Raw genomic sequence first — 22,985 nt, 5'->3', positions numbered from 1 at the left:
CTTTTGCCTGCTCATGATACGGGTGACATCATGACGACTATCCGCACACGATTTGCTCCGAGTCCAACAGGCCTGCTGCATATTGGCAATGCCCGCGCAGCCCTGTTCAACTTCCTCTTTGCCCGCCATCACGGTGGCAAGTTCCTCCTTCGTATAGAGGATACTGACCGTGAGCGCTCGACCCAAAAGGCTGTCGACGTCATTTTTGACGGTCTGGCCTGGATGGGCATCACACCTGATGAAGAGCCGGTCTTTCAGTCCACCCGTCAGGCACGCCATACAGAAGTCGCCCTTGAGCTGCTCGAAAAAGGCCTGGCCTATAAATGCTACTGCACACCTGAAGAGCTGAAGCAGATGCGTGAAGACGCCATGGCGCAGAGCAAACCACCTCGCTATAATGGCATGTGGCGCGACCGTGACCCGTCAGAAGCACCTGAAGGCGCACCTTATGCCGTACGTATTAAAGCACCGCGTGAAGGTGAAACCACCATTACTGACCTTGTTCAGGGTGAAGTACGCGTAGCCAACGCTGAGCTGGATGACATGATCATCCTGCGTTCTGATGGCACACCAACTTATCAGCATGCCGTTGTGGTTGATGACCATGACATGAATATTACGCACGTTATCCGTGGTGATGACCACCTGACAAATACCTTCCGCCAGGCCATGATTTATCGCGCCATGGGATGGAAGCTGCCAGAATTTGCTCATCTGCCTCTGATTCACGGGCCAGATGGCGCCAAACTCTCAAAACGTCATGGTGCACAGTCTGTCGTTGAATTCCGCGATATGGGGTATCTGCCAGAAGCACTGTGTAACTATCTGCTGCGTCTGGGCTGGGGACATGGCGATGCTGAAATTCTCTCCCGCGAGGAACAGATAAAACTGTTTGACCTTGATGGTGTGGGTCGTGCGCCATCACGCATGGATTATGCCAAGCTGTTACACATCAACGCTGTATGGATGCGCCAGGCGGACGATGAACGTCTGACTGATGATGTTCTTGAGCGCCTGAAAGCTGTTGACGGCGTGCAGGTGAATGACACAACCCGTACACGCCTGCTTGCTCTGATGCCAGGCCTGAAAGAACGGGCACGTACACTGGTTGAGCTGACTGAAAATGCGCAGTTTCTGGGGCGGCAGGTACCTTTACCTTTTACCGAAAAAGCAAAGAAACTGCTGACACCCGAAGCACTGCAGATTCTTGACGGCATTTCACGCGATCTGGCAGCAGCTCCTGACTTCACAGCTGAGACAATTGACAGCACACTGCGACAGTTTGCCGAGCGTGAAGGGCATAAACTGGGCCAGGTTGCTCAGCCGCTGCGCGCAGCAGTGACCGGGTCAACCAGCTCACCGGGCATTGATGCCACCCTGGCCGCTCTCGGACGGGATGAAACTCTGGCCAGAACAGGAGCAGTGCTGCATGGCTAGTTCTTCGGACACCCCTATCCGGCATCTGCTTGGTCTGGAGGGTATGCCTCCCGACCAGATTGAGCCCCTGCTTGATCTGGCCGAGAACTACGCCTTGCTTAACCGCTCCCGCAAAGTCTCCCGCGATGTACTGCGCGGGCGTACTTTGATTAATCTGTTTTTTGAAGACAGTACCCGCACCCGCACGTCTTTCGAGCTGGCCGGCCGGCGTCTTGGCGCTGATGTGATTAACATGTCCGTCGCTCAGTCTTCGGTCAATAAAGGTGAAACGCTGCTCGACACAGCAGCGACACTTAATGCCATGCAGGCTGATCTGCTGGTCGTGCGTCACTCACAGTCTGGCGCACCAGCCCTGCTGGCGCGCAAGGTTGATGCCAGCGTCGTTAATGCTGGTGACGGCATGCACGAGCACCCTACCCAGGCACTGCTCGATGCCCTGACTATTCGCCGACATTATGGGCACCTGGCCGGGCTGACCGTCGCTATCTGCGGTGATGTCGCACACTCACGCGTGGCGCGCTCCAACATTCACCTCCTGACCACAATGGGCAGCAAAGTGAGAGTTGTCGGACCACCAACTCTTGTGCCTGGTGCTATCAGACACCTTGGTGTTGAGATCTTTCATACCATGGAAGACGGTCTGAAAGATGCAGACGTTGTTATGATGCTACGCCTGCAGCATGAGCGGATGTCCTCCGGGCTTATCCCCAGCCCGCGCGAATATTTCCGCTTTTATGGTCTCAACCAGAAACGCCTGGCTCTGGCCAGACCCAAAGCACTTGTCATGCACCCGGGCCCGATGAACCGCGGCGTGGAGATTGACAGTCAGGTCGCTGATTCAGATCAGAGCGTTATTCAGGAACAGGTCGAAATGGGTGTAGCTGTGCGTATGGCTGTACTCGATCGGCTGACACGCAGCAGGCATTCAGTATGAGCACCCTTCTTTTTGAAAATGTCCGCCTTATTGACCCGGCAGCCTCTCTCGACCAGCCAGGCCGCCTGCTTGTGCGCAACGGTATTATTGAAGCCATTGATCAGGCCGGCGCTGAAGGCCGCCCGGAAGAGGCCGTAAGCATTGATGGCCGCGGGGCGGTGCTTTGCCCCGGCCTCGTTGATATGCGCGTTGAAATTGGTGAACCAGGTTATGAGTACCGTGAAACCGTAGCCTCTGCCGCACGGGCCGCCTCTGCCGGTGGCATCACGACCATCGCAGTTCTGCCCACCTGCAAACCCGCTATCGACAACCCTGCGCTTGTGCGCCTGCTGCGCAGCCGGGGGGAAGAAACCGGTGCGATTACCATTCTGCCCTATGGTGCGCTGACCAAAGGCTGTGAAGGTAAAGAACTGGCAGAAATTGGCCTGCTGCATGAAGCCGGTGCCATTGCCTTTACTGACGGGGCACGCGCTGTTGACCCGGCCCGCCTGATGCGCCTGGCACTTTCATACGCTGGCGGGTTTAACGCTCTTGTTGTACAGCACCCTGAAGAACCATCACTGGCAGGTTCAGGCTGTGCAACAGCCGGCAACCTGGCCACACGCCTTGGGCTTGGTGGCATTCCCTCCGCTGCCGAAGCCATCATGATCGCCAGAGATATCCGCCTGGCAGAAATGACCGGTGGAAAACTTCATTTTGCCCATGTCTCAACGGCTGAAGGGCTTGAGCTGATCCGTCAGGCCAAAAAACGCGGGCTGGCCATTACCTGTGACACAGCCCCACATTATTTTGACCTGAATGAAAACGCTATTGAGGGTTTTCGTACTTACGCAAAATTCTCCCCTCCCCTTCGCCCCGAGTCAGACAGACTGGCAGTCTGTGCAGCACTGGCTGACGGCACGATTGATGCTATTGCCTCTGACCATATGCCACGTGATGCTGATGATAAGCGTCTGCCTTTTGCTCAGGCAGCAACCGGCGGGGCAGGTATGGCCACCCTTCTGGGCGTTACTCTGACACGCGTGCATGATGGCACGCTGTCCCTCTCTGATGCTCTGGCTCTGCTGACCAGCAAGCCTGCGGCTTTACTGAAATCTTCAGCCGGTACTCTCGCTAAAGGTGCGGCGGCTGATCTGTGCCTTTTCTCACCTGAGCAGAGCTGGCTTGTAGAGGCAGGTAAGCTGCCCGGCCGCGGGCAGAACACAGCTTTTGATGGCCGTGCTCTTGAAGGTCTGGTTCTGGGCACCTGGAAAGCCGGGGTGCCTGTGTATCGAAAGACCGAAAAATAATGCAGGACTTCCCTTCCTATGCGCTGTGGCTTTTAGCAGCTCTGGCTTTTCTGGGGTACGTCCTGGGCAGTGTTCCCTTTGGCCTGATACTGACCAGTCTCGCAGGTGAAGGCGATCTGCGCAAAATTGGTTCAGGCAATATTGGTGCAACTAATGTGCTGCGCACCGGCAATAAAAAGCTGGCAGCAGCAACATTACTGCTGGACATGGGTAAAGGCCTGATTGCCGTGCTGATTGCATGGATCATGACGCCACCCGTTTTTAGCACCCGCATTGCCGCAGCCACTGCCGTTGCCGCTGTAGTGGGGCACTGCTTTCCTGTTTTTCTCGGGTTTAAGGGCGGCAAAGGCGTTGCCACAGGGCTGGGAGTGACTCTTGGCCTCTCCCCCCTGACAGCTCTGACCGGAGGGATTGTCTGGCTGATTACAGCCAAACTCACCCGCATTTCATCAGCCGGTGCTCTTGCCGGGTTTATCGCCATTCCCCTGACCGCCCTGGCACTCAATGGCTTTAAAATTAACCACGACCCAAAAGTTCTGGCTCTTTTGCTTATCAGCATTCTGATCATCGCGCGTCATCATGCGAATATTGTCCGCCTGCTAAGCGGTACAGAACCTCGTGTTGAACGGAAGAAAAAATAATTTCCTGTAATGGATAACCTGGTTGCCTGCCTCCGCCTGGCCCGCACGGATTTCATCGGGCCACATCGGTGGCAGCAACTTATCGCACGCTACCATACACCTCAGGCCGCTCTGGATGCTCTGCCCTCTCTTCGCATCCGCGGCACGGCACCCCCCGCACCACCTGGAACGGACCAGGTTATGCGCGAAATTGATGCGACATTAAAACTGGGCGGGCAATTTATCACTCTGCTTGATGCATCTTACCCCCGTCTCCTGCGGGAGTGTCCTGATGCCCCTCCGGTTCTGATCTGCCTTGGAAACCCGGCTTACCTCAATCAGCAGAGTATCGGCATTGTCGGTGCCCGCAATGCCTCAGCGCAGGGAATGAAAATAGCAGAAAATCTGGCTACAGACCTAGTCGAATCCGGGCTAAGTGTGGTCTCAGGCCTGGCACGCGGAATCGACCGTGCTGCACATCTTGGCAGCCTGCACCGCACAGGGCGTGCAATTGCTGCCATCGCAGGAGGGCTGGACTGCCCTTACCCCCCTGAAAACATAAAACTACAAAATGAAATCGAAGAAAAAGGCGTCGTCATCACTGAAGCGCCTGCCGGTACTTTTCCAACAGCCAGACATTTTCCCCGCCGCAACAGACTTATTGCCGGGTTAAGCGCGGGGTGTGTTGTCATTGAAGCCTCAATGCAGTCTGGCACACTGATTACAGCACGTCTGGCCGCCGGCTACGGACGTGAAATTTTTGCTGTTCCTGGCACACCGCTCGACCCACGTAATAAAGGCAGCAACGACCTCCTGCGTCAAGGAGCTGTTCTGACAGAAAGTGCAGCAGATGTTCTGGCCGCACTTCCACCCTTTCCCTGCCAGGAAAGTAGCTCTGAAGCTTCTTTGCGGGGAACACATTCACCTTCTCAGTCTTTTTTTTCTTTTTCTGCCATGGAGGCAGAAAAAATGACTACACCGCCGGAAAACAGGACTAAATCAGCCTCTGAGCCTGAAAATGAAGCTGACGAAAATAAAAAGATCAAAGAAAAAATACTTGATCTCCTGTCATATACGCCCCTACCTGTTGACGATCTTGTCCGGCACTGTCAGTTCTCACCTTCTATGGTCCTTACCGCGCTGACGGAACTGGAGCTCGAAGGAGATATCACAGTTCTTCCCGGAGGGCGGGTTGTTCTGGCAGCCTGATAACCTGTGAAATAATTAACTGAGTACTCCTGCCACGCTGGGCAGGTCGGAGAGAGTATGACTGACGTTGTTGTGGTCGAATCGCCTGCAAAGGCGAAAACAATCAACAAATATCTGGGCGACGGTTATATCGTTCTCGCCTCTTTCGGCCATGTCCGCGACCTGCCTCCTAAAGATGGCTCCGTTCGACCTGACGAAAACTTTGCGATGTCATGGCAGTCTGATGAGCGCGGATCAAAACAGATTGCGGCCATCATCAAAGCACTGCGTGGTGCTGACACCCTCTACCTTGCCACTGACCCTGACCGCGAAGGGGAAGCCATTTCATGGCATGTGCGCTCTATGCTCGAAGAGAAAAAAGCTCTCAAAGGCATTGAAGTACAGCGTGTCACCTTTAACGAAATTACCAAAAGTGCCGTCAGGCACGCTATGGCTCACCCGCGTGACCTCGACTTCCCCCTGATTGAGGCTTACCTAGCACGCCGCGCACTTGATTACCTGGTGGGCTTTACCCTTTCCCCTGTTCTGTGGCGCAAACTTCCTGGCTCGCGCAGCGCGGGACGTGTGCAGTCTGTCGCTCTGCGTCTTATCTGTGAACGCGAAGCAGAGATCGAAGTGTTCCAGCCACGTGAGTACTGGACAGTCACCGCAGCTCTCTCGACTGTCTCAGGTGCCCCCTTTACCGCACGCCTGACACATCTCGACGGCAAAAAACTTGATCAGTTTGATCTGAATAATGCGGTTCTGGCTGAGGCTGCCCGCAAAGCTGTTGAAACAGCGACTCTGTCTGTTCATGCTATTGAACGCCGCAAAACCCGCCGCAACCCACAGCCACCTTTTACAACCTCGACACTGCAGCAGGAAGCCTCACGCAAGCTGGGCATGGGCGCACAGGCAACCATGCGCACAGCGCAGCAGCTTTATGAGGGTATTGACCTGGGCGGTGAAACCGTTGGTCTGATCACCTATATGCGAACCGATGGTGTGCAGATGGCTGCTGAAGCCATCAATGCTATCCGCCAGCACATCAGCAAAGATATCGGTGCTGATTATCTGCCTGAGCAGCCACGTCATTATGCTTCAAAAGCGAAAAATGCACAGGAGGCTCACGAGGCTGTTCGTCCGACCAATGTCTCTCTCTCTCCGGCAACTGTCGCGCCTCATCTGACATCTGATCAGCGCCGTTTATATGAGCTGATCTGGAAACGTGCTGTTGCCAGCCAGATGGCATCTGCAACACTTGACCAGGTTGCTGTAGACATTGCTGATCCCGCTGCAAAAACCATTCTGCGCGCTAATGGCTCTGTTATTACCTTTGATGGCTTTCTGCGTCTCTATACCGAAAGCTACGATGACAACGATAAAGCTGCCGATGATGAGAGCCGCATGCTCCCTGCCATGCAGGAGCGTGACAAAACAGCCCTGAGCAACGCTGATGCCGAGCAGCATTTCACTCAGCCACCGCCACGTTTTTCTGAGGCCTCACTGGTGAAGAAAATGGAAGAGATTGGCATTGGCCGTCCTTCCACCTACGCCTCTATTCTGACCGTTCTGCGTGACCGCAACTATGTCATGCTTGAAAATAAACGCTTCGTGCCTGAAGCCCGGGGACGGCTGGTTACAGCTTTCCTCGTGTCCTTCTTCGAGCGTTATGTCGACCCGCAGTTCACTGCCAGCCTTGAAGAGCTGCTTGATGATATTTCAGATGGCCGAGCAGAATGGAAAGAGGTTCTGTCCTCTTTCTGGGCCAGCTTCTCTAAAGCAGTTGAAGATACCCGCGAACTCACCATCACTGATGTACTCAATGCACTTGATGCTGACCTTGGACCTTTCTTCTTCCCGCCCCGCACTGACGGGTCAGACCCGCGTCACTGCACATCATGTGGTACGGGACGCCTTGGCCTCAAACTCGGCCGTTACGGGGCATTTATTGGCTGCTCCAACTATCCTGAGTGCCAGTTTACACGTCGTCTCTCAGCTGAAAGCGCTGAAGAAGGCGAAGGTGGAGCCGCTCTTAAAGATGGCATGAAAATTCTGGGGCAGCACCCTGTAACAGGAGAAGATATTACTGTTCGCCAGGGCCCCTGGGGGCTTTATGTGCAGCAGGGCGAACCTGACCCGGCAGATAAAAAAGCCAAGCCCAGGCGCGCTTCTCTGCCTAAAAATACCGATGGTGATAAAATTACACTCGACCAGGCTGTGGGGCTCCTCTCTCTGCCGCGCCTGATCGGCCCTCATCCGGAAACAGGTGAGCCTATTGAGGCTGGTCTTGGCCGTTTTGGACCTTACGTCAAAATGGGTAAAGTTTTTGGCTCACTGGATAAAGATGATGACGTTCTGACCATTGGTCTGAACCGTGCTGTTGATGCGCTGGCCAAAAAGCTGGCGTCTATCCGCACGCTGGGTGCTCATCCAAAAGATGGTGAGCCCGTGATGGTGCGCAAAGGCCGTTTTGGCCCCTATGTGCAGCATGATCAGATGGTAGCCACATTACCACGTGGCACAGATATGGACGTTGTCACGCTGGAGGAGGCTCTCACGCTTCTGACAGAAAAAGGCAAACCACTGAAGAAAAAAGCCACAGCAACTAAAAAGAAAACCACGACCAAAAAAACGGCTGAGAAAAAAACAAAAGATACGGAAGAGAAAGAAAAAACGCCTAAAAAAGCCCCCGCGGCTAAAAAACCCCGTGCTACAGCCACGCGAAAAAAAAAGGCTGAAGAATAAGCCTGATGGGCAGAAGCCACGGGGCTTCAGCCCTTCCTGACAGCGAAGCACTCCGTACTTTTCTGGAGCAGGAAGGCACACCGGTTGGTGTTGCTGAAATTCTGCGTGCTTTTGGTCTGCCTCTGCACCTCAAACGGGCTCTGCGTGTCATGCTGCATGACATGGCCCTGTGTGGTGCGCTGGCCTGGCTACCGGCAGGGCGTCTTAAATCTATCCCAGATATGCCAGACACAGCACGCGTACGTGTTACCCGGCGCCGCGAGGATGGCTGTGTTTTTGCGTACCTTGCCTCTGACCCCAATACTGGTGTCAGGCTGATATCTGATCTGCCAGACGGCACACTGGTTCTGCCTGGTGACCTTGTCAGTGTCAGACTTCGCCCGTCATCACCACCCCGCAACCTGCGTGAAGGGCGACCTCTGGCACTTCTTGCACCCGTGAGCCGTGACCTTCCTGCCTGTGTCGACACAATTACCAGCAACGGGCCGTCAGTCTGTATAGAGCTTTACCCCTGCGATAAACGTCTCTCCCTGCGACTGCAGCTGTCAACAGACCAGAACGACTCTCTTTTAGCGCATATGAAAGTGGGGGCACTCATGATGGTGCGCCTGCTCTCTCATAATAAAAATGGTCTGGCACAGGTTAGTTTCTGCTCCTTTCTGCAGGCCACATCAGCACAGGACCAGGCCGCGCAGCTGAGTATTATCACTCATAATTTGCCTGAAAAATTCCCGTCCGACGCTCTGAACGAAGCACAGGAGGTACGGAAAAAACCTCTGCCGGAAGCAGAATTGCAGCAGCGCAGAGACCTCAGAACAGTTCCTCTGATTACTATTGATGATGAAACAGCTCAGGACTTTGATGACGCACTCTGGGCTGAACGCACGGAGAAAGGTTTTCACCTTATCGTCGCCATTGCAGATGTTGCCTGCTACGTACCGGCCGGCTCGGCGCTGGACAATGAAGCACGGGAGCGAGGCACCTCTGTTTATCTGCCTGGTCGTACCATCCCTATGCTGCCAGCAACACTCTCTGCTGACCTGTGCTCTTTAAAACCCGGAGAAGACCGGCTCTGCATTGCCCTCGACCTGCATATCGCTCCCGACGGTACTTTACTATCAGGCACCATTGACCGTGCGATTATGCGCAGTGCGGCACGGCTGACCTATAAACAGGTGCAACATTGCCTCGACACGTCTGAACCCCCGGCGCCTCATATTCCGACCCGTCAGATTTTAACACTGTCTGACACATCCAGGGCTCTGAGGACGAAAATCAGCCAGAATGGTGCTGACAGCAGTTATGAGAATAACAGCCTGAACTGGCATGTCATATGTGATGATGCTGGCAGCCCTGTCTCCTTTATGCCGCGTCAGAGGCTGCCTGCTCACGACCTTGTTGCCAGTTGTATGATTACGGCTAACCAGTTCATCGCACAGAAAATGCAGCACCTCTCTGCCCCCGGGCTGTTCAGGGTGCACAGCAGGAGCTCACATAATAAATACAGCTCTGATAAGATAATGGCCCGGTACACTCCCCTGCCTGGCGGGCATCATGGGCTGGGCCTGTCTGTATACACGCACTTCACCAGCCCAATCAGACGATATACTGACCTGATCAACCACCGGGCTCTGACTAAAATACTTGATCAAAAAGCACAGATCAGAGATGATGATACGGCACATCCGGGCATTCTGGCTGAACATCTTAACTATACAGAAACCCGCTCATCTTCTGCGGTGCAGGACTGCCTGAGCCGCCTTGCCTCGGCTTACCTGAGACCCTGCTGTGGCACTCTACTCACAGCGACAGTGACCAGAATGACACAGAAGGGGCTTGGGCTTATATTGACGAAAACGGGAACTCCGTCTTTTCTTTCCTCTGGTGTCTTGCTGAATTATTCAGGGTTTTATGACGACTCGCACTCCTTACGCGCCACATTATATTCCCGGTCTGCGCTTCAGCCTGGCAGTGTGCTCTCCGTGGTGCTCAAAGCAACAAACCAGGCAACGGGAGTGCTCTCTCTTCTCCCTGATACGTCAGATATCCCCCGGTGACAGCGAAAGCTGTCATGCTCACCTGGCACGAAAAATACCTTTATTTCTTATTGTCGCGCTGGCCTGTACCAGGCCCTCGCCACTCATGGCGCAAACCAGCGACGACGGACATAACCTGCCTTACACCCTCGGGTCAGCAATTCAGACATCATCGCTGATACATAATACTTCAGGCGCAAACCTGTCTGTAATGCCTCCTGGTACAGAACACTCTGCCATGCAAAATTCTGCTAACAGCATGGACTCTCTGTCCGGTGGGGCAAAACCCCCTTTCGTAATAACCGCCGCCCCGTCAGCCGATAACGCTATGCTCCGCGCTGTCATGGCAACGGCACTTGAGTTTCTGACCCCCCGCACGCTTGAATATCATTCAGCCAGGGAGTTCACTCTGTGGGGGCTGGGGGCACTAACAGCCCTTGACCCGACATTGTCCCTGCATACTGATAAAAAAGAAATCAGTCTCATGGACGGGCAAAAAACGCTTTTTACTCAGCCTGCACCACCTGCCGCAGACAGTGCCGCTTGGGTAGAGCTGGCTGTGCATTTTATAACGGCGGCACAGACCCATTCAGAAACTTTTCGTAAAATCAGCCAGGATGATCTCCTTCAAACCTTTTTTGATGAGCTGTTTAATCATCTTGACCCTTACTCACGCTATATCGGACCATCCCCTGCCAGCTCAGACCGGATAGCCCGTACCGGCGGTGAGGCCGATGCCGGTGTTACGCTTACTCACAAGGGCGGACATATCCTCATTAAAACGGTAAATGCCAACGGCCCGGCCTGGACAGCCTCTGTTGATGCGGGTGACAGGCTGGTTGCCGTAGATGGCCGCTCAACAGCCGGCCAGAGTGTAAAAACTGTTTCAGAATGGCTCAAAGGGAATGAAGATTCCCTTGTACATCTGCGCCTTCTCTCTCCAGGTCGTAAACGCAGCCACGTTGTGTCTGTACGCAGGGCACGGGTACCGCCTGAAACAGTGTTTGCTTTTACCAGTGGCTCACTGCTTATTTTACGTATCACAGCTTTCTCCTCTGATACTGCAGAAGAGATGAGCCAGTATCTCGACCAGGCGATGCAGGATACACATCTGCGCGGCATCATCATCGACCTCAGAGGAAACAGGGGTGGTGTACTGCAGCAGGCTGTCACGGCGTCTGCCCTTCTGCTCGATCACGGCGTTGCTGCAGTAACTGATGGCCGTGACCCGGAGGCTAATCATATCTGGGCGGTACAGGGTGGCGACATGACCAGCGGCCTGCCTATTGCAGTACTGGTGGATGGGCACACCGCCAGCGCGGCAGAAATTCTGGCTGCGGCCCTCGCAGACCATCACAGAGCCGTAATTATAGGCAGCTCAACCCTGGGGAAAGGCCTGGTACAAACCGTGGCCCAGCTACCTAATAAAAGTGAGCTGTTCGTGACCTGGAGCCGCGTCATGGCTCCGCTGGACTGGCCATTGCAGGGACTCGGCGTCATGCCACATATCTGCACAAGCCTCGGCGCCAGTGCCATTGCCCGGCAGATGCATGCCCTGTCTCAGGGGCACCTTGAAAATAAACCAGCTCTTGAAGCCTCTCGATCAGCACGTTTCCCTATTTCGACATCAAACATCCTTTCCATTCGTAAAGCCTGCCCGGCAGCTCTGGGCAGAGACGAAGATACTGAGACCGCACAGATGATTCTCAATAATAAAGCCTGGTATAAAGCTGCCATTTCCGCTACCCCAGAGGATGCATCTCAGCAGACAACGGCGACACATCAGTAATGTCTGCACCACGACTACGAGCTGATATCGCTGCTAAAGCCATTCTGCGCGAAGCTGGCAGGGACGGACAATCAGCGATGCTCATCCACAAAGGGGCATCCGAAGCTGGCAGTCTGCTGGTTGTTTTACTCGAACGTGATGGATCTGCTATGATTCTGTCTCAGACCCGTACAACAAATGGTGATCCGGCATGGTTTTTTTCCAGCGGAGAAATACCTCTTACAGTTGAGGAGACAGGGCAGTACATTGAAAGGCAGAGACGGTATGACCCCGATTTATGGGTACTGGAGCTCGAAGCGCCCGGTTTCAGATTACCATTTGAAGCAACTCTGGTATGAAAATAATCGTTAAGAGTATATCATTTCAGCCACACATGGAGGAACAACAGGGCAGATAATGAGAGTGTATCATAAAACAATTCCTCTCACCTGTTGCAGATCATGCAAGTTTACAGCAAGAAAGGCATAGCGGTTCTACAGACCGTATGCATACACTATTGTTATAGGCCACTGAACAGTCAGTGCCAGTGCGGGAGAAAAAGATGAAGCGGCGCCAAGATCTTCTCGGGCGGACATTGCTTTCTGCGCCGCTGGCTGCTGCTGGCCTGTATCTGCTTAGCCTGGCTCCGGCCTGCGCACAGCCAGTGCAGGGCATTTATATTGGCGGCGAAGGCGGTGCGACTTTCAACCAGGATCAGCGCGTCCGCTCCTCACCTATGTTCCCCACCGGCCGGGATCGCTGGCGCACGGGCGGAACAGGCATTGGCTCACTCGGCTATGGACTGGGTAACGGCTTCCGTGTCGAGGTCGAGGGCGACTATCGCAGCATGGCTTATGAAAAATTCATATCGAGTGCTGTCAGCAGCAAAGCCGGTGGGCGCAGACAGACCTATGGCGTGATGGCCAATGCTTTCTTTGACATGGATGTTGGCCGTCCCTGGATTTTCCCATATTTTGGTGCTGGTATCGGCTATGGCTGGACCAACATGCGCACCTCAGTGACAGCACCAGGGAACCAGTTCCGTCAGGGTATTGGCGGTACCTTTGGTAATTTTGCTTATCAGGGCATGTTCGGTCTGTCCTTCCCGTCACCCTGGGTTGTGGGACTTTCCCTCACAGCTGAATATCGTTTCTGGACTATGCTGGGTCCGCAATCGCACCATGCTGTTTCTATCGGAACAGTAGGAGCCGATCAGACCAAGGCTTATAGTCTGGCTACAGGCAACAGGGACACCAAAACCGACTTCAATCACTCACTGATGCTCGGGCTGCGGTATGAATTTAACCCTGCACCGCCACCACCACCCCCGCCGGAAGAGGCGACTCCTGCTGCACCCGCACCTCAGGCAACCCGTAGCTACCTGATCTTCTTTGACTGGGATCGGGCAACTCTGACTGATAAAGCACGCTCAATCGTTTCTACTGCCGCGCAGGCCTCTACTCATACCAGCCTGACCCGGATTGTGGTTTCTGGTTATACGGATAATTCATCTGCTTTCCCGGGCCAGAAACGCGGAGCAGAGTACAACATGGCTCTCTCCATCCGTCGTGCAAATGCAGTCAAAGCTGAACTGATGCGCGATGGCGTACCTGGCGCTACAATTGATGTCCACGGCTATGGTCAGGCAGACCCTCTCGTTCATACAGGCCCGAACACAAGGGAACCTCAGAATCGTCGGGTTGAGATCCTGCTCCGTTAGGCGCAACGGAATTTTATGACATACCCTTCAGAGTTTGATATTTTTCTTGCCACAACACCAGGGCTCGAGCCGGTGTTGTGCAATGAAGTGCGCCTTAAAGGTTTTAAACAGGCACGCATTGTGCCCGGTGGCGTCACTATAAAAGGTGGCTGGCCAGAGGTGTGGCGTGCGAATTTATGGATCAGAGGGACCAGTAAAATACTGGCTCGTGTGCTGTCTTTTCCTGCACGTCATCTGAGCCAGCTTGAACGCAGAGCGCAAACCTTCGAGTGGGGGAAGCTACTTCCTGCTGACAAACCTTTCCGTGTTGAGGCGACCTGTGCAAGATCGCGCATTTATCATGCTGGTGCTGCCAGTGAGCGTATTGCACGGGCTATCACAGCAAGTATGGGAGCTCCCGGCGCCGAAACGGCAGAAATTACCGTAAAAGCCCGTATTGAGGACGATATCTGCACGATAAGTATAGATACATCAGGAGAGCTTTTACATCGTCGGGGATCAAAAGAAGCTGTAAATCGTGCTCCGCTACGCGAAACACTGGCTTCTCTTTTCCTGATGCAATGCGGCTACACCGGTGCTGAACCGGTATTTGACCCGATGTGTGGGTCCGGCACTTTTATAATCGAAGCAGCAGAAATTGCCGCACGCCTGAACCCGGGACGCGCACGACATTTTGCCTTCGAACAGCTCGTGCCTTTTGACAAAGAGGCCTGGGAGAAAATGCGCGCTGTTAAAAGCGCACGTCTTCCTTCCTGCCGTTTTTGTGGCAGCGACCGGGATGCGGGTGCCATTGTCATGAGTGAGGCTAATGCAAAAAGAGCTGGCGTTGACAGCTATACGGCCTTTGCCTGCCAGCCTGTGAGCGAGATCTCTCCACCTGAGGGAGAGGCTCCTGGCCTGGTAATCTGTAACCCGCCTTATGGCACCAGGCTGGGTGACAAGGCACAGCTGGCCGCACTTTACCGGGCTTTTGGCAACACGATGAAAGCCCGCTTTTCAGGATGGCGTGTCGCTATAATCACCAGCGAATCCAGCCTGGCGCATGCAACAGCTCTGCCATTTTTGCCGGTAACGGCTCCGGTTCCTCATGGTGGCCTGAGAATCTCTCTCTACCAGACCAGGCCTCTGCCCTGAACAGAGCTGAGGCCTGTATGATAGTTTTTCAGAGCCCGTTAAACAAAGACGTTGAGAGATAACGCTCTGCGAAAGAGGGTGCAATAGCAACGATTGTTTTGCCTTTGTACTCATCTTTTTTCGCAAGCTGCAAAGCAGCATGCAGACTTGCACCAGAGGAAATACCAACAGGAATGCCATCAAGACGGGCACAGCGCCGGGCTGCCGCAATTGCCTCACGCTCTGAGGTTGTCAGCACACCATCAAGCGACTTTGTATGCAGCGTTGCAGGACAAAAACCAGGGCCAATGCCCTGAATACCGTGAGGTCCGGGCTCATCCCCATTCAGGATAGCGCTTTCTGTGGGCTCAACACCAAAAACCTGAAGACCTTTTTTACGTGGTTTCAGGCATTCTGCGATACCTGTAGCAGTACCTCCGGTACCTACACCAGCCACCACAACATCTACCGCACCATCGGTATCTGCCCAGATCTCCTCAGCTGTTGTGAGAGCATGAATCTGCGGGTTAACCGGGTTATCAAACTGCCCGGGCATCCAGGCATCCGGCATCTCCTCAATAATTTCATGAGCACGCGCTATAGCGCCCGCCATGCCTAAACGTGAGGGGGTCAGTTCAACCTGAGCGTCCATAAGGCGCAACATGCGGCGGCGCTCAATGGATGCTCCCTCCGGCATGGTTACCACCAGGCGGTAACCACGCGCAGCTGCAACAAAAGCCAGAGAAATACCGGTATTGCCTGATGTCGGCTCGACAAGAACCGTCCGTCCTGGGCTGATGCGCCCTTCTTTCTCTGCCGCGAGTATCATAGCTGCCCCGATACGATCCTTAACGGAGCCAAGAGGATTGAAAAACTCGAGCTTGAGAAGAAGACGCGCCTGAAGTTCGTCCTCTTTTGTCAGATGCGGAACAGCGACCAGTGGTGTTCCGCCTGTAACATCAACAATAGACTCGTAAACCCGGCCACGAGGAGCTGCAAAACCATATTTTGCGGCATCAAGATCGGAAACGCTCATATCACTGCCTTATTATTGTTGCCTGAATAAACCTGTTCTAATGAATATAATACGAAATAAGTTCGTAGATAAACAGAGCATCCCCTGCTATAGGGGGGTTAGAGCAGCTTTTAACATTTTATTTCCTTTTTTACAGTGGAAGGATACCGGAACATGATTTTGCGCCGAGACCGGGCCATAACAGCAATTCTGATTATGCTGGATGTGGCTTTTTACGCCGGCCGTTCCGGCACTGTGAGTGCGGCTGATATTGCCGAGCGCTCAAGCCTGGCCCGCAGAGGAATTGAGCCTTTGCTACAGTCCCTCTCCCGTACAGGATTGCTTGAAAGCATACGCGGACCACGCGGCGGCTACAGACTCGGTCGTCCCCGGCGTGATATCTCACTGGTTGATATCATTGCAGCCGTCACTCAGGATGAACCAGGTCATGAAGATGGCCCACAGGGGCCGCTCTTTGCAAAGGTTATAGACCCGACCTGGAAACAGCTTGATAAAGAAGTCACGGCACAAATGAAAAAAACCAGCCTTGATGATCTGGTTAAAAAGACCGAAAGCGCAGGGCTCAAGCGGCCTTTAAATGAGCCTATTACTTTTTCCATCTGAAAACTAAGACCTGCGCCCTGTTTTCACAATAAAACGCAGAAGGCCCGGCTTCCTCAGACCTGAGAATAAGGAAGCCGGTTAATTTTACCTGATTTATTTCTTAACCGGTGCACGACGGCGCACAGGAGCTTTTGCTTTAACTGGTGCTTTCTCTGCCTGGGCCGGAACTACCGGCTTAGCTGCGACGACACCTGTCGCATCAACTTTCACTGAAACTTTCAGATGCTGGCGGGCGCCACCTGCTGTCGGAATAAGAGTGACAACAAATTCGTCTGTACCGGCATAACCCAGAGTCGGGGTGTAGGTGATATGTGTATCGCTATCCAGATCATAGATCAGCGCTTTACCGTGTTCTGGCACAGGATCAACACCAAAAGAGGCGTAAGCACCACCACCTGGCTGAGAGACTTTCAGTTCACACAGCCCGTCATCAGAGCGCACCGTCATGGTCGTTGAGAGCTGACCATCAGCACCAGCCGTTACTGGCGTTGTCGTACACACAGCTGATGTTTTCAGATACCCGAACGGATTAGGAGACCCGGCAGGCGCAGAAACAGAACCCGTGGTCGTCGCACAACCGGCAAGCATAGTACCCGACACTGCCAGCACAGCAAATTCTCGCAAGCGCACTCGTCAACTCCACTTAATTTTTTATCAGTTGTTAAAAATGCAGCCGCAACCATCCTGACATAACGCTTCAAATGATTGCCAGTCCAATTACAGAATACATAACTATTATGACCTCTGCACTTAGAACATCCGGAGCCAGGAAGAAAGAGCTTAAAAAAGCACTACCAGTATGAAACTGGCTGTTTTTGTTATTTATGACATAATTTAGTCATAGCTGTTCTCTGTTTTCGTTCTGTTTTTCCCTGACAGCTATAAATGGGTTACTTTAAAAAAAACTTACAATGCGCACCAAACACCATAGAAATAGAGTTAAAACATCTGTATGTTCCCCGACTAAATGCGCTATTCCGCGTCACCTGAAATTTTTAAAAAAACCATTTGTATGCTGAAACAGATCTGTGCATCCCCTGTCAGACACGACAGAAATGCTGGTTCCAGTATATACCGGAGGAACCATATGTCTCGTTTTTCCCGTCTCCTGGCTGCCTGTGCTCTTACAGCTGGCATTCTGCACAGCTCTGGCAGCAGTTTTGCTGCAAACGCCTGCGGGCACTCTCCTGCTCATGAAGCATTTAACGTCCAGGCCCTGAAAAGTGAGCTGATGGTTACAGCACTCTCCTGCAGTGCTCAGGATAAATACAACTCATTTGTTGCAAAATTCCGCGGTAACCTTCTGGAAGAAGAAAAAAAGCTGAACACTTATTTCCGCGCAACCTATGGTCGCAACGCACAGCGCCAGCATGACGATTATATTACACAGCTGGCCAATGTTCAGTCAGAAAAAGGTCTGTCAGCAGGTACAATCTTCTGCATGCAGCGCGTTCCCATGTTTGACGAAGTCAATGCTCTGAGCAGCGCAGCCGACCTCGCTGCCTATACAGATGCAAAAGATATTACACAGCCAGCATCTTTCGAAACCTGTGCAGCTCCTGCCTCAACCAAAGGTAAACGCCCGGTTCGCCGCGCAACCCGTACTGCTAAAAAATAAGATCTGTACCCACAGCCTTCGGTCTCATAATTACAGAGCACCGGAGGCTTGGTGACCTGCATTACCCTCCCCTGGGAAATGCATTTTTGTCAGAAACATTCTGATTATAGTGAAAATTTATTTCAGTTCACTTTTTGTTCCCGAACATTCACCTTATACTCCCCCGACCTGACACCCTACGTTATTAATGCTGGACAGACCCCGACCATGAGTGACCTGTTTTCCGGGCTTCCCCGTCCCCCCCGCAAGCCGACAGGCAAAGCACCTGCCACGGCAACCGGAACAGATAATGCGGGCAAAACAGCAGATTATAATGCTGATGCGATTGAAGTTCTTGAAGGGCTTGAACCAGTCCGCCGCAGACCGGGCATGTATATTGGCGGTACAGATGAAACCGCCCTGCATCACCTGGCAGCAGAAGTGCTTGATAACGCAATGGATGAAGCCGTTGCCGGGCATGCCTCCACTATTGATGTCACACTGGAACCAGGTGACAGACTGGTTATTCGCGATAATGGCCGTGGCATCCCCGTTGATGCACACCCTCGCTTTCCTGACCGCTCAGCTCTTGAGGTTATTCTCACAACACTGCACGCCGGTGGCAAATTTTCCGGTAAGGCCTATGCCACATCAGGCGGTCTTCATGGTGTAGGTTCATCCGTCGTCAATGCATTGTCATCACGGATGGATGTCGAAATAGCCCGCGACCGCACCATCTGGCAGCAAAGCTACGAACGCGGCATCCCCGTGACGCCACTGGAGAAGGCCGGCGTTACACAAAACCGTCGTGGTACGCAGATCGCTTTTGTACCTGACACACAAATTTTTGGTACACATCACTTCTCGCCGGCCCGCCTTTATAAACTATGCCGTTCAAAAGCATTTTTGTTTCGTGGGGTGACTATTCGCTGGGCCTGCGACCCCTCGTTACTAAAATCTGGGAACGAGACACCTGCTGAAGCCGTATTACACTTTCCAGGCGGGCTGGCAGACAGCCTGACAGACGAGCTGGGAACCAACCCGGCACTGCTTACCCCGTTATGGACAGATGTCGCCTCCCTCCCCCCCACACATGACGGTCAGGATAACGGACGAGTCGAGTGGGCTGTTGCTTTTCTCGACAGCGGTACAGCCGCTCTGGCCTCCTACTGTAATACGATCCCGACATCACAGGGCGGCACACACGAAACTGGTTTTCGTAATGCTCTGGTCAAAGGTCTTCGCACCTGGGGTGATCAGCGTTCAACAAAAAAAGCTTCGGCCATTACGGCTGAAGATATTCTTGGCGCCATTGCGGCAAAGCTCTCGGTATTTATCCGTGACCCGCAGTTTCAGGGCCAGACCAAAGAAAAACTGACATCACCCGAAGCCAGTAAACTGGTTGAGACGGCCCTGCGTGACCGTTTTGATCACTGGCTGGCACAGAACCCGCCTCAGGCTGATGCGCTTCTGGCATTTGTTATTGACCGTGCGGAGGAGCGCCTTCGGCGGCGTGAACAAAAAGATACACCCCGTAAAAGTGCTACGCGCCGCCTGCGCCTGCCAGGCAAGCTGACTGACTGCACCAGGGAACAGGCGCAGGATACTGAAATTTTTCTGGTTGAAGGCGACTCCGCTGGTGGATCAGCTAAACAGGCCCGTAACCGTGAAACCCAGGCTATTCTGCCGCTCAGAGGCAAAATTCTTAACGTCGCCAGCGCTACGACTGAAAAACTTCGGGCGAACCAGGAACTGCGTGACCTGATTGAAGCTCTGGGCTGTGGATCAGGTGACCGCTGCGATATTACAAAACTGCGCTATGGCCGTGTTATTATCATGACCGATGCTGACGTAGACGGTGCACACATAGCCTCGCTGCTGATGACCTTCTTTTACCGCGAGCTGCCAGAAATTATTCAGGGCGGTCATCTCTACCTGGCGCAGCCTCCTCTCTACCGGCTGACACAGGGCACACGCACCGTCTACGCAATGGATGACGATGACCGTGAAAAGAAACTTAAAACCGTCTTTAAGTCACGTGGCAAAGTAGACGTCTCTCGTTTTAAAGGGCTCGGAGAAATGCCACCCGCTGACCTTAAAGAAACAACTATGGACCCACGTAAGCGCACTCTGCTACGCGTAGTTATCCCCGCTGAAGACAGACTCCTGACACGTGAACGCGTTGAAAGCCTGATGGGGCGAAAACCTGAACTGCGTTTTGCGTTCATTCAGGAGCATGCCTCATCAGCTGATGAACTTCTGGATGTCTGAGCCTATGCCTGCCCTGACCTTTTCTCTCTCTGCACATCCTGTGCGGTATACATGAGCACTGACCACAAGCAGACAACAACCAAAGAACGCACAACCGCTGTTATGCAGTTACTGGGGGGAATGATCTCCCTGCAATTTGGCTCATCTGCTGCTAAAACTATGTTTCCCATTTTCGGTGCAACCGGCATGGTTGGCTTACGTGCCTGCTTTGCTGCCGTGATCCTGGTCATATTTTTTCGCAGCTGGACTATATTGTCGTGGAAAACCCTGCGTATGGCCATGCCGTATGGTCTGGTCACCGCCCTGATGAATGTGTTTTTCTATCTGGCACTTCAGCGCATCCCTCTGGGCATGACGGTTGCTATCGAATTTACCGGCCCGCTTTTCCTGGCCTTCCTTCACTCACAGCGTCTGGCAGATGTCGGATGGCTTTTGCTGACTGTTACAGGCCTGGTTCTCTTACTCAGACCATCGCATACAACCTCCCCCGATACACTTGGTGTTCTTTTTGCGCTTGGGGCAGCCACCTGCTGGGCATTTTACGTTGTCTTTGGCAAACGGCTGATTGGTAAAATGGCACCCGGTCATGCCTGCGCCCTGGGGCAGCTTTGCGGCGGCATCAGTCTTTTCTTTCCCTGCTTTGTACCCGCACTTATTACAGGCTCATCACACCCCTCTCTGCTGGCACTGGGCTTTATAGTTGCACTCTGCTCTTCTGCGATACCTTATGCACTGGAGATGCGTGCCATGCACACGCTCTCAGCACGTGAGCTGGGCATTTTCTATAGCCTTGAACCCGTCTGTGCTGTGCTCGCCGGGGTTCTCATCCTGCATGAGCATCTCGAGCTTTTACGTTTTTGCGGTATTCTCCTGGTCGCAGCAGCTTCGGCTGGCACCGTGATCATGCCTGAGAAAAAAGACCGGCCCACTTCATCATCTCACACATAAAAAAAGCCAGACACTCAGGTCTGGCTTTTATCATCAGCAAAACTTTTACAGGCCTTACCGGTAAACGGCATGCTCATGTGGGGCCTGCAACATCGCGGTATGATCAGCAGCGGCTCTGTTCATAAGTTCAGCCTGTACACTCTGCGTCACGACCGGATCGAAAAGACGGGTAAAAGTACCGGGGTAAATGCCCATCCACAAAATAATAACAGCCAGAGGAGCAAGCACAGCAACCTCTGTCATCGTCAGGTCACGCAGGGCACTTGTGGTTTCTCTGACTGTGCCAAACAACACGCCTTTGTATAGATAAAGCATATAGACAGCGCCCATGATCATGGTGGTGCCTGCCAGTAAGGCGACCCACAAAGACACATGTACTGCACCCATAATCACCAGCAACTCACCGGCAAAAGAGCTCGTGCCTGGCAGACCAACATTCGCCATTGTGAAAAGCATGGCAAATGTCGCCAGCAGAGGCATCTGTCGCGCAACACCACCAAGCTGCCCGATCTCTCTGGTCCCGGCTCTTACGGCAATAACTGACACACAAAAGAACAATGCAGCAATCACGATACCATGTGAGAGCATTTGCAGAATAGCACCATCAATCCCCTCTGCGGTCAGCGTGAACAGACCAACAGCAATCATACCCATATGAGAGAATGAGGAATATGCGATAACCCGCTTCATATCGGTCTGTGCAAAGGCAATATAGGCCGCATAAATGATCGCCACAACGCCCAGCGCAAGAACGTAAGGAGCGAAGGCATGGGCTGCTTCAGGGAACATCAGGATACCAAAGCGCAGCAACCCATAAGCACCGGCCTTAGACAAAATGCCCGACAGCATAGCAGACGCAGGAGCCGGTGCCTCGGTATACGCATCAGGCAGCCAGGCATGCAGCGGAAACAGCGGGAGTTTCACACCAAAAGCAAGAATGAAAGCAAGCAGCAGCCAGCCCTGAACCTGATGCGAGAACCCTGCGTTCATCAGAGCCTGTATATCAGTCGTCCCGGTTTTCAGCCACATTGCGACCAGTGCAAGCAGCATGAACAGCGAGCCACCAAAAGTGAACAGAAAGAACTGCAAAGAGGCCCAGATTCTGCGGCGACCACCCCAGACACCAATCATAAGACTGGCTGGGATAAGCGTTGCTTCATAGAAAATATAAAACAGAATGAGATCCTGCGCTGAAAACAGGCCGAACAGAGCTGTTTCAAGCAAAAGGACTGTCACAGTAAAGGTGCTGATCTGCGTTTTGACAGAATTCCAGCTCACCATGAGTGTCAGCGGTGTCACCACAGCTGTCAGCAGGATAAAGACCAGGGAAATACCATCAAGGCCGGTATGGTAGGACATACCATAATCTGTCATCCAGCCCAGACGCTGCTCAAACTGGAGCCCGGGTGTTTTAGGGTCGAACCCACACCACAACATAACGCTCAGGACGAGGACAGCAAGGCTGGTTGCGAACCCAACCCATTTGGCTGCCAGTTGTTTGGTATTGCCTCTTCCCATAAGAATGACCAGCAGGACGCCGGCTAAAGGAAGATACGTGATTATGGAAAGCAGGCTGGAGTACACGGCGTTCTCACCATCCGGGTTACACTAAATAAGTAAGCTCTATTGTGCTCCCTTTTCTTGCAGCCGGCCAGAGAAATAGTGTTCACATTCAGC

General features: G+C 53.2%; 18 protein-coding genes. 15 read left to right on the top strand and 3 right to left on the bottom strand.

Features of this window, described 5'->3' with window-relative positions; all coding sequences use genetic code 11:
• Positions 1–30: 30 nt before the first annotated feature.
• From gltX to HK11_RS03825, 11 genes are all read left to right on the top strand, one after another.
• Positions 31–1,437 carry a glutamate--tRNA ligase gene (gltX, locus tag HK11_RS03875; protein ID WP_086554037.1) on the top strand — a complete coding sequence of 469 codons (1,407 nt, stop codon included), beginning with the start codon at positions 31–33 and terminating at the stop codon, positions 1,435–1,437.
• Positions 1,430–2,371: an aspartate carbamoyltransferase catalytic subunit gene (locus HK11_RS03870; protein WP_086554027.1), complete on the top strand. Its 942-nt coding sequence runs from the start codon at positions 1,430–1,432 to the stop codon at positions 2,369–2,371. Before gltX ends, HK11_RS03870 begins: the two co-directional genes overlap by 8 nt.
• Positions 2,368–3,660, top strand: coding sequence for a dihydroorotase family protein (locus tag HK11_RS03865; protein WP_086554026.1), 1,293 nt, complete (start codon positions 2,368–2,370; stop codon positions 3,658–3,660). The genes HK11_RS03870 and HK11_RS03865 overlap by 4 nt, the downstream gene beginning before the upstream one ends.
• Entirely contained in the window at positions 3,660–4,301 is a 642-nt protein-coding gene (gene plsY / locus HK11_RS03860) for a glycerol-3-phosphate 1-O-acyltransferase PlsY (RefSeq protein WP_086554025.1), read from the top strand. Before HK11_RS03865 ends, plsY begins: the two co-directional genes overlap by 1 nt.
• A gap of 9 nt (positions 4,302–4,310) precedes the next feature.
• Complete coding sequence (gene dprA / locus HK11_RS03855; RefSeq protein ID WP_086554024.1) at positions 4,311–5,489, top strand: DNA-processing protein DprA; 1,179 nt, start codon at positions 4,311–4,313, stop codon at positions 5,487–5,489.
• Between the two features lie 57 nt (positions 5,490–5,546).
• A complete protein-coding gene (topA, locus tag HK11_RS03850) occupies positions 5,547–8,216 on the top strand; it encodes a type I DNA topoisomerase (protein ID WP_086554023.1) in 2,670 nt (889 codons plus the stop codon).
• A 5-nt stretch (positions 8,217–8,221) separates the two neighbouring features.
• Positions 8,222–10,273, top strand: coding sequence for a ribonuclease R family protein (locus tag HK11_RS03845; RefSeq protein WP_086554022.1), 2,052 nt, complete (start codon positions 8,222–8,224; stop codon positions 10,271–10,273).
• 85 nt (positions 10,274–10,358) lie between these two features.
• Positions 10,359–12,041, top strand: coding sequence for a S41 family peptidase (locus tag HK11_RS03840; protein ID WP_086554021.1), 1,683 nt, complete (start codon positions 10,359–10,361; stop codon positions 12,039–12,041).
• On the top strand, positions 12,041–12,379 hold the full coding sequence (locus HK11_RS03835) for a DUF1491 family protein (protein ID WP_086554020.1): 339 nt from the start codon (positions 12,041–12,043) through the stop codon (positions 12,377–12,379). The genes HK11_RS03840 and HK11_RS03835 overlap by 1 nt, the downstream gene beginning before the upstream one ends.
• A 203-nt stretch (positions 12,380–12,582) precedes the next feature.
• Positions 12,583–13,740: an OmpA family protein gene (locus HK11_RS03830; protein ID WP_086554019.1), complete on the top strand. Its 1,158-nt coding sequence runs from the start codon at positions 12,583–12,585 to the stop codon at positions 13,738–13,740.
• Between the two features lie 15 nt (positions 13,741–13,755).
• The gene (locus HK11_RS03825) at positions 13,756–14,874 is read left to right on the top strand and encodes a class I SAM-dependent RNA methyltransferase (RefSeq protein WP_086554018.1); all 1,119 of its coding nucleotides are present in this window, start codon (positions 13,756–13,758) and stop codon (positions 14,872–14,874) included.
• A 28-nt stretch (positions 14,875–14,902) separates the two neighbouring features.
• On the opposite strand, the gene cysK is transcribed toward HK11_RS03825, so the two are convergent.
• Positions 14,903–15,889, bottom strand: coding sequence for a cysteine synthase A (gene cysK / locus HK11_RS03820; RefSeq protein WP_086554017.1), 987 nt, complete (start codon positions 15,887–15,889; stop codon positions 14,903–14,905).
• A gap of 153 nt (positions 15,890–16,042) precedes the next feature.
• On the opposite strand from cysK, the gene HK11_RS03815 reads away from it, so the two are divergent.
• Positions 16,043–16,492: an Rrf2 family transcriptional regulator gene (locus HK11_RS03815; RefSeq protein WP_086554016.1), complete on the top strand. Its 450-nt coding sequence runs from the start codon at positions 16,043–16,045 to the stop codon at positions 16,490–16,492.
• A gap of 93 nt (positions 16,493–16,585) precedes the next feature.
• Here the strand turns inward: HK11_RS03815 and HK11_RS03810 are convergent, their stop codons facing one another.
• Positions 16,586–17,122, bottom strand: coding sequence for an Ig-like domain-containing protein (locus HK11_RS03810; RefSeq protein WP_086554015.1), 537 nt, complete (start codon positions 17,120–17,122; stop codon positions 16,586–16,588).
• A 457-nt stretch (positions 17,123–17,579) separates the two neighbouring features.
• On the opposite strand from HK11_RS03810, the gene HK11_RS03805 reads away from it, so the two are divergent.
• From HK11_RS03805 to HK11_RS03795, 3 genes are all read left to right on the top strand, one after another.
• A complete protein-coding gene (locus HK11_RS03805) occupies positions 17,580–18,110 on the top strand; it encodes a hypothetical protein (protein ID WP_086554014.1) in 531 nt (176 codons plus the stop codon).
• Between the two features lie 207 nt (positions 18,111–18,317).
• A complete protein-coding gene (gene parE, locus HK11_RS03800) occupies positions 18,318–20,360 on the top strand; it encodes a DNA topoisomerase IV subunit B (RefSeq protein WP_086554013.1) in 2,043 nt (680 codons plus the stop codon).
• Positions 20,361–20,411: 51 nt separating this feature from the next.
• Positions 20,412–21,308 carry a DMT family transporter gene (locus HK11_RS03795; RefSeq protein WP_086554012.1) on the top strand — a complete coding sequence of 299 codons (897 nt, stop codon included), beginning with the start codon at positions 20,412–20,414 and terminating at the stop codon, positions 21,306–21,308.
• 54 nt (positions 21,309–21,362) lie between these two features.
• Here the strand turns inward: HK11_RS03795 and HK11_RS03790 are convergent, their stop codons facing one another.
• A complete protein-coding gene (locus HK11_RS03790) occupies positions 21,363–22,892 on the bottom strand; it encodes a NuoM family protein (protein WP_086554011.1) in 1,530 nt (509 codons plus the stop codon).
• Positions 22,893–22,985 lie beyond the last annotated feature (93 nt).

This window comes from Acetobacter sp. DmW_043, from assembly GCF_002153485.1.
Taxonomy (GTDB): Bacteria; Pseudomonadota; Alphaproteobacteria; order Acetobacterales; family Acetobacteraceae; genus Acetobacter; species Acetobacter thailandicus.
The sequence above is the reverse complement of the archived record's forward strand: the minus strand, read 5'-3'. Positions and strand labels throughout refer to the sequence as shown.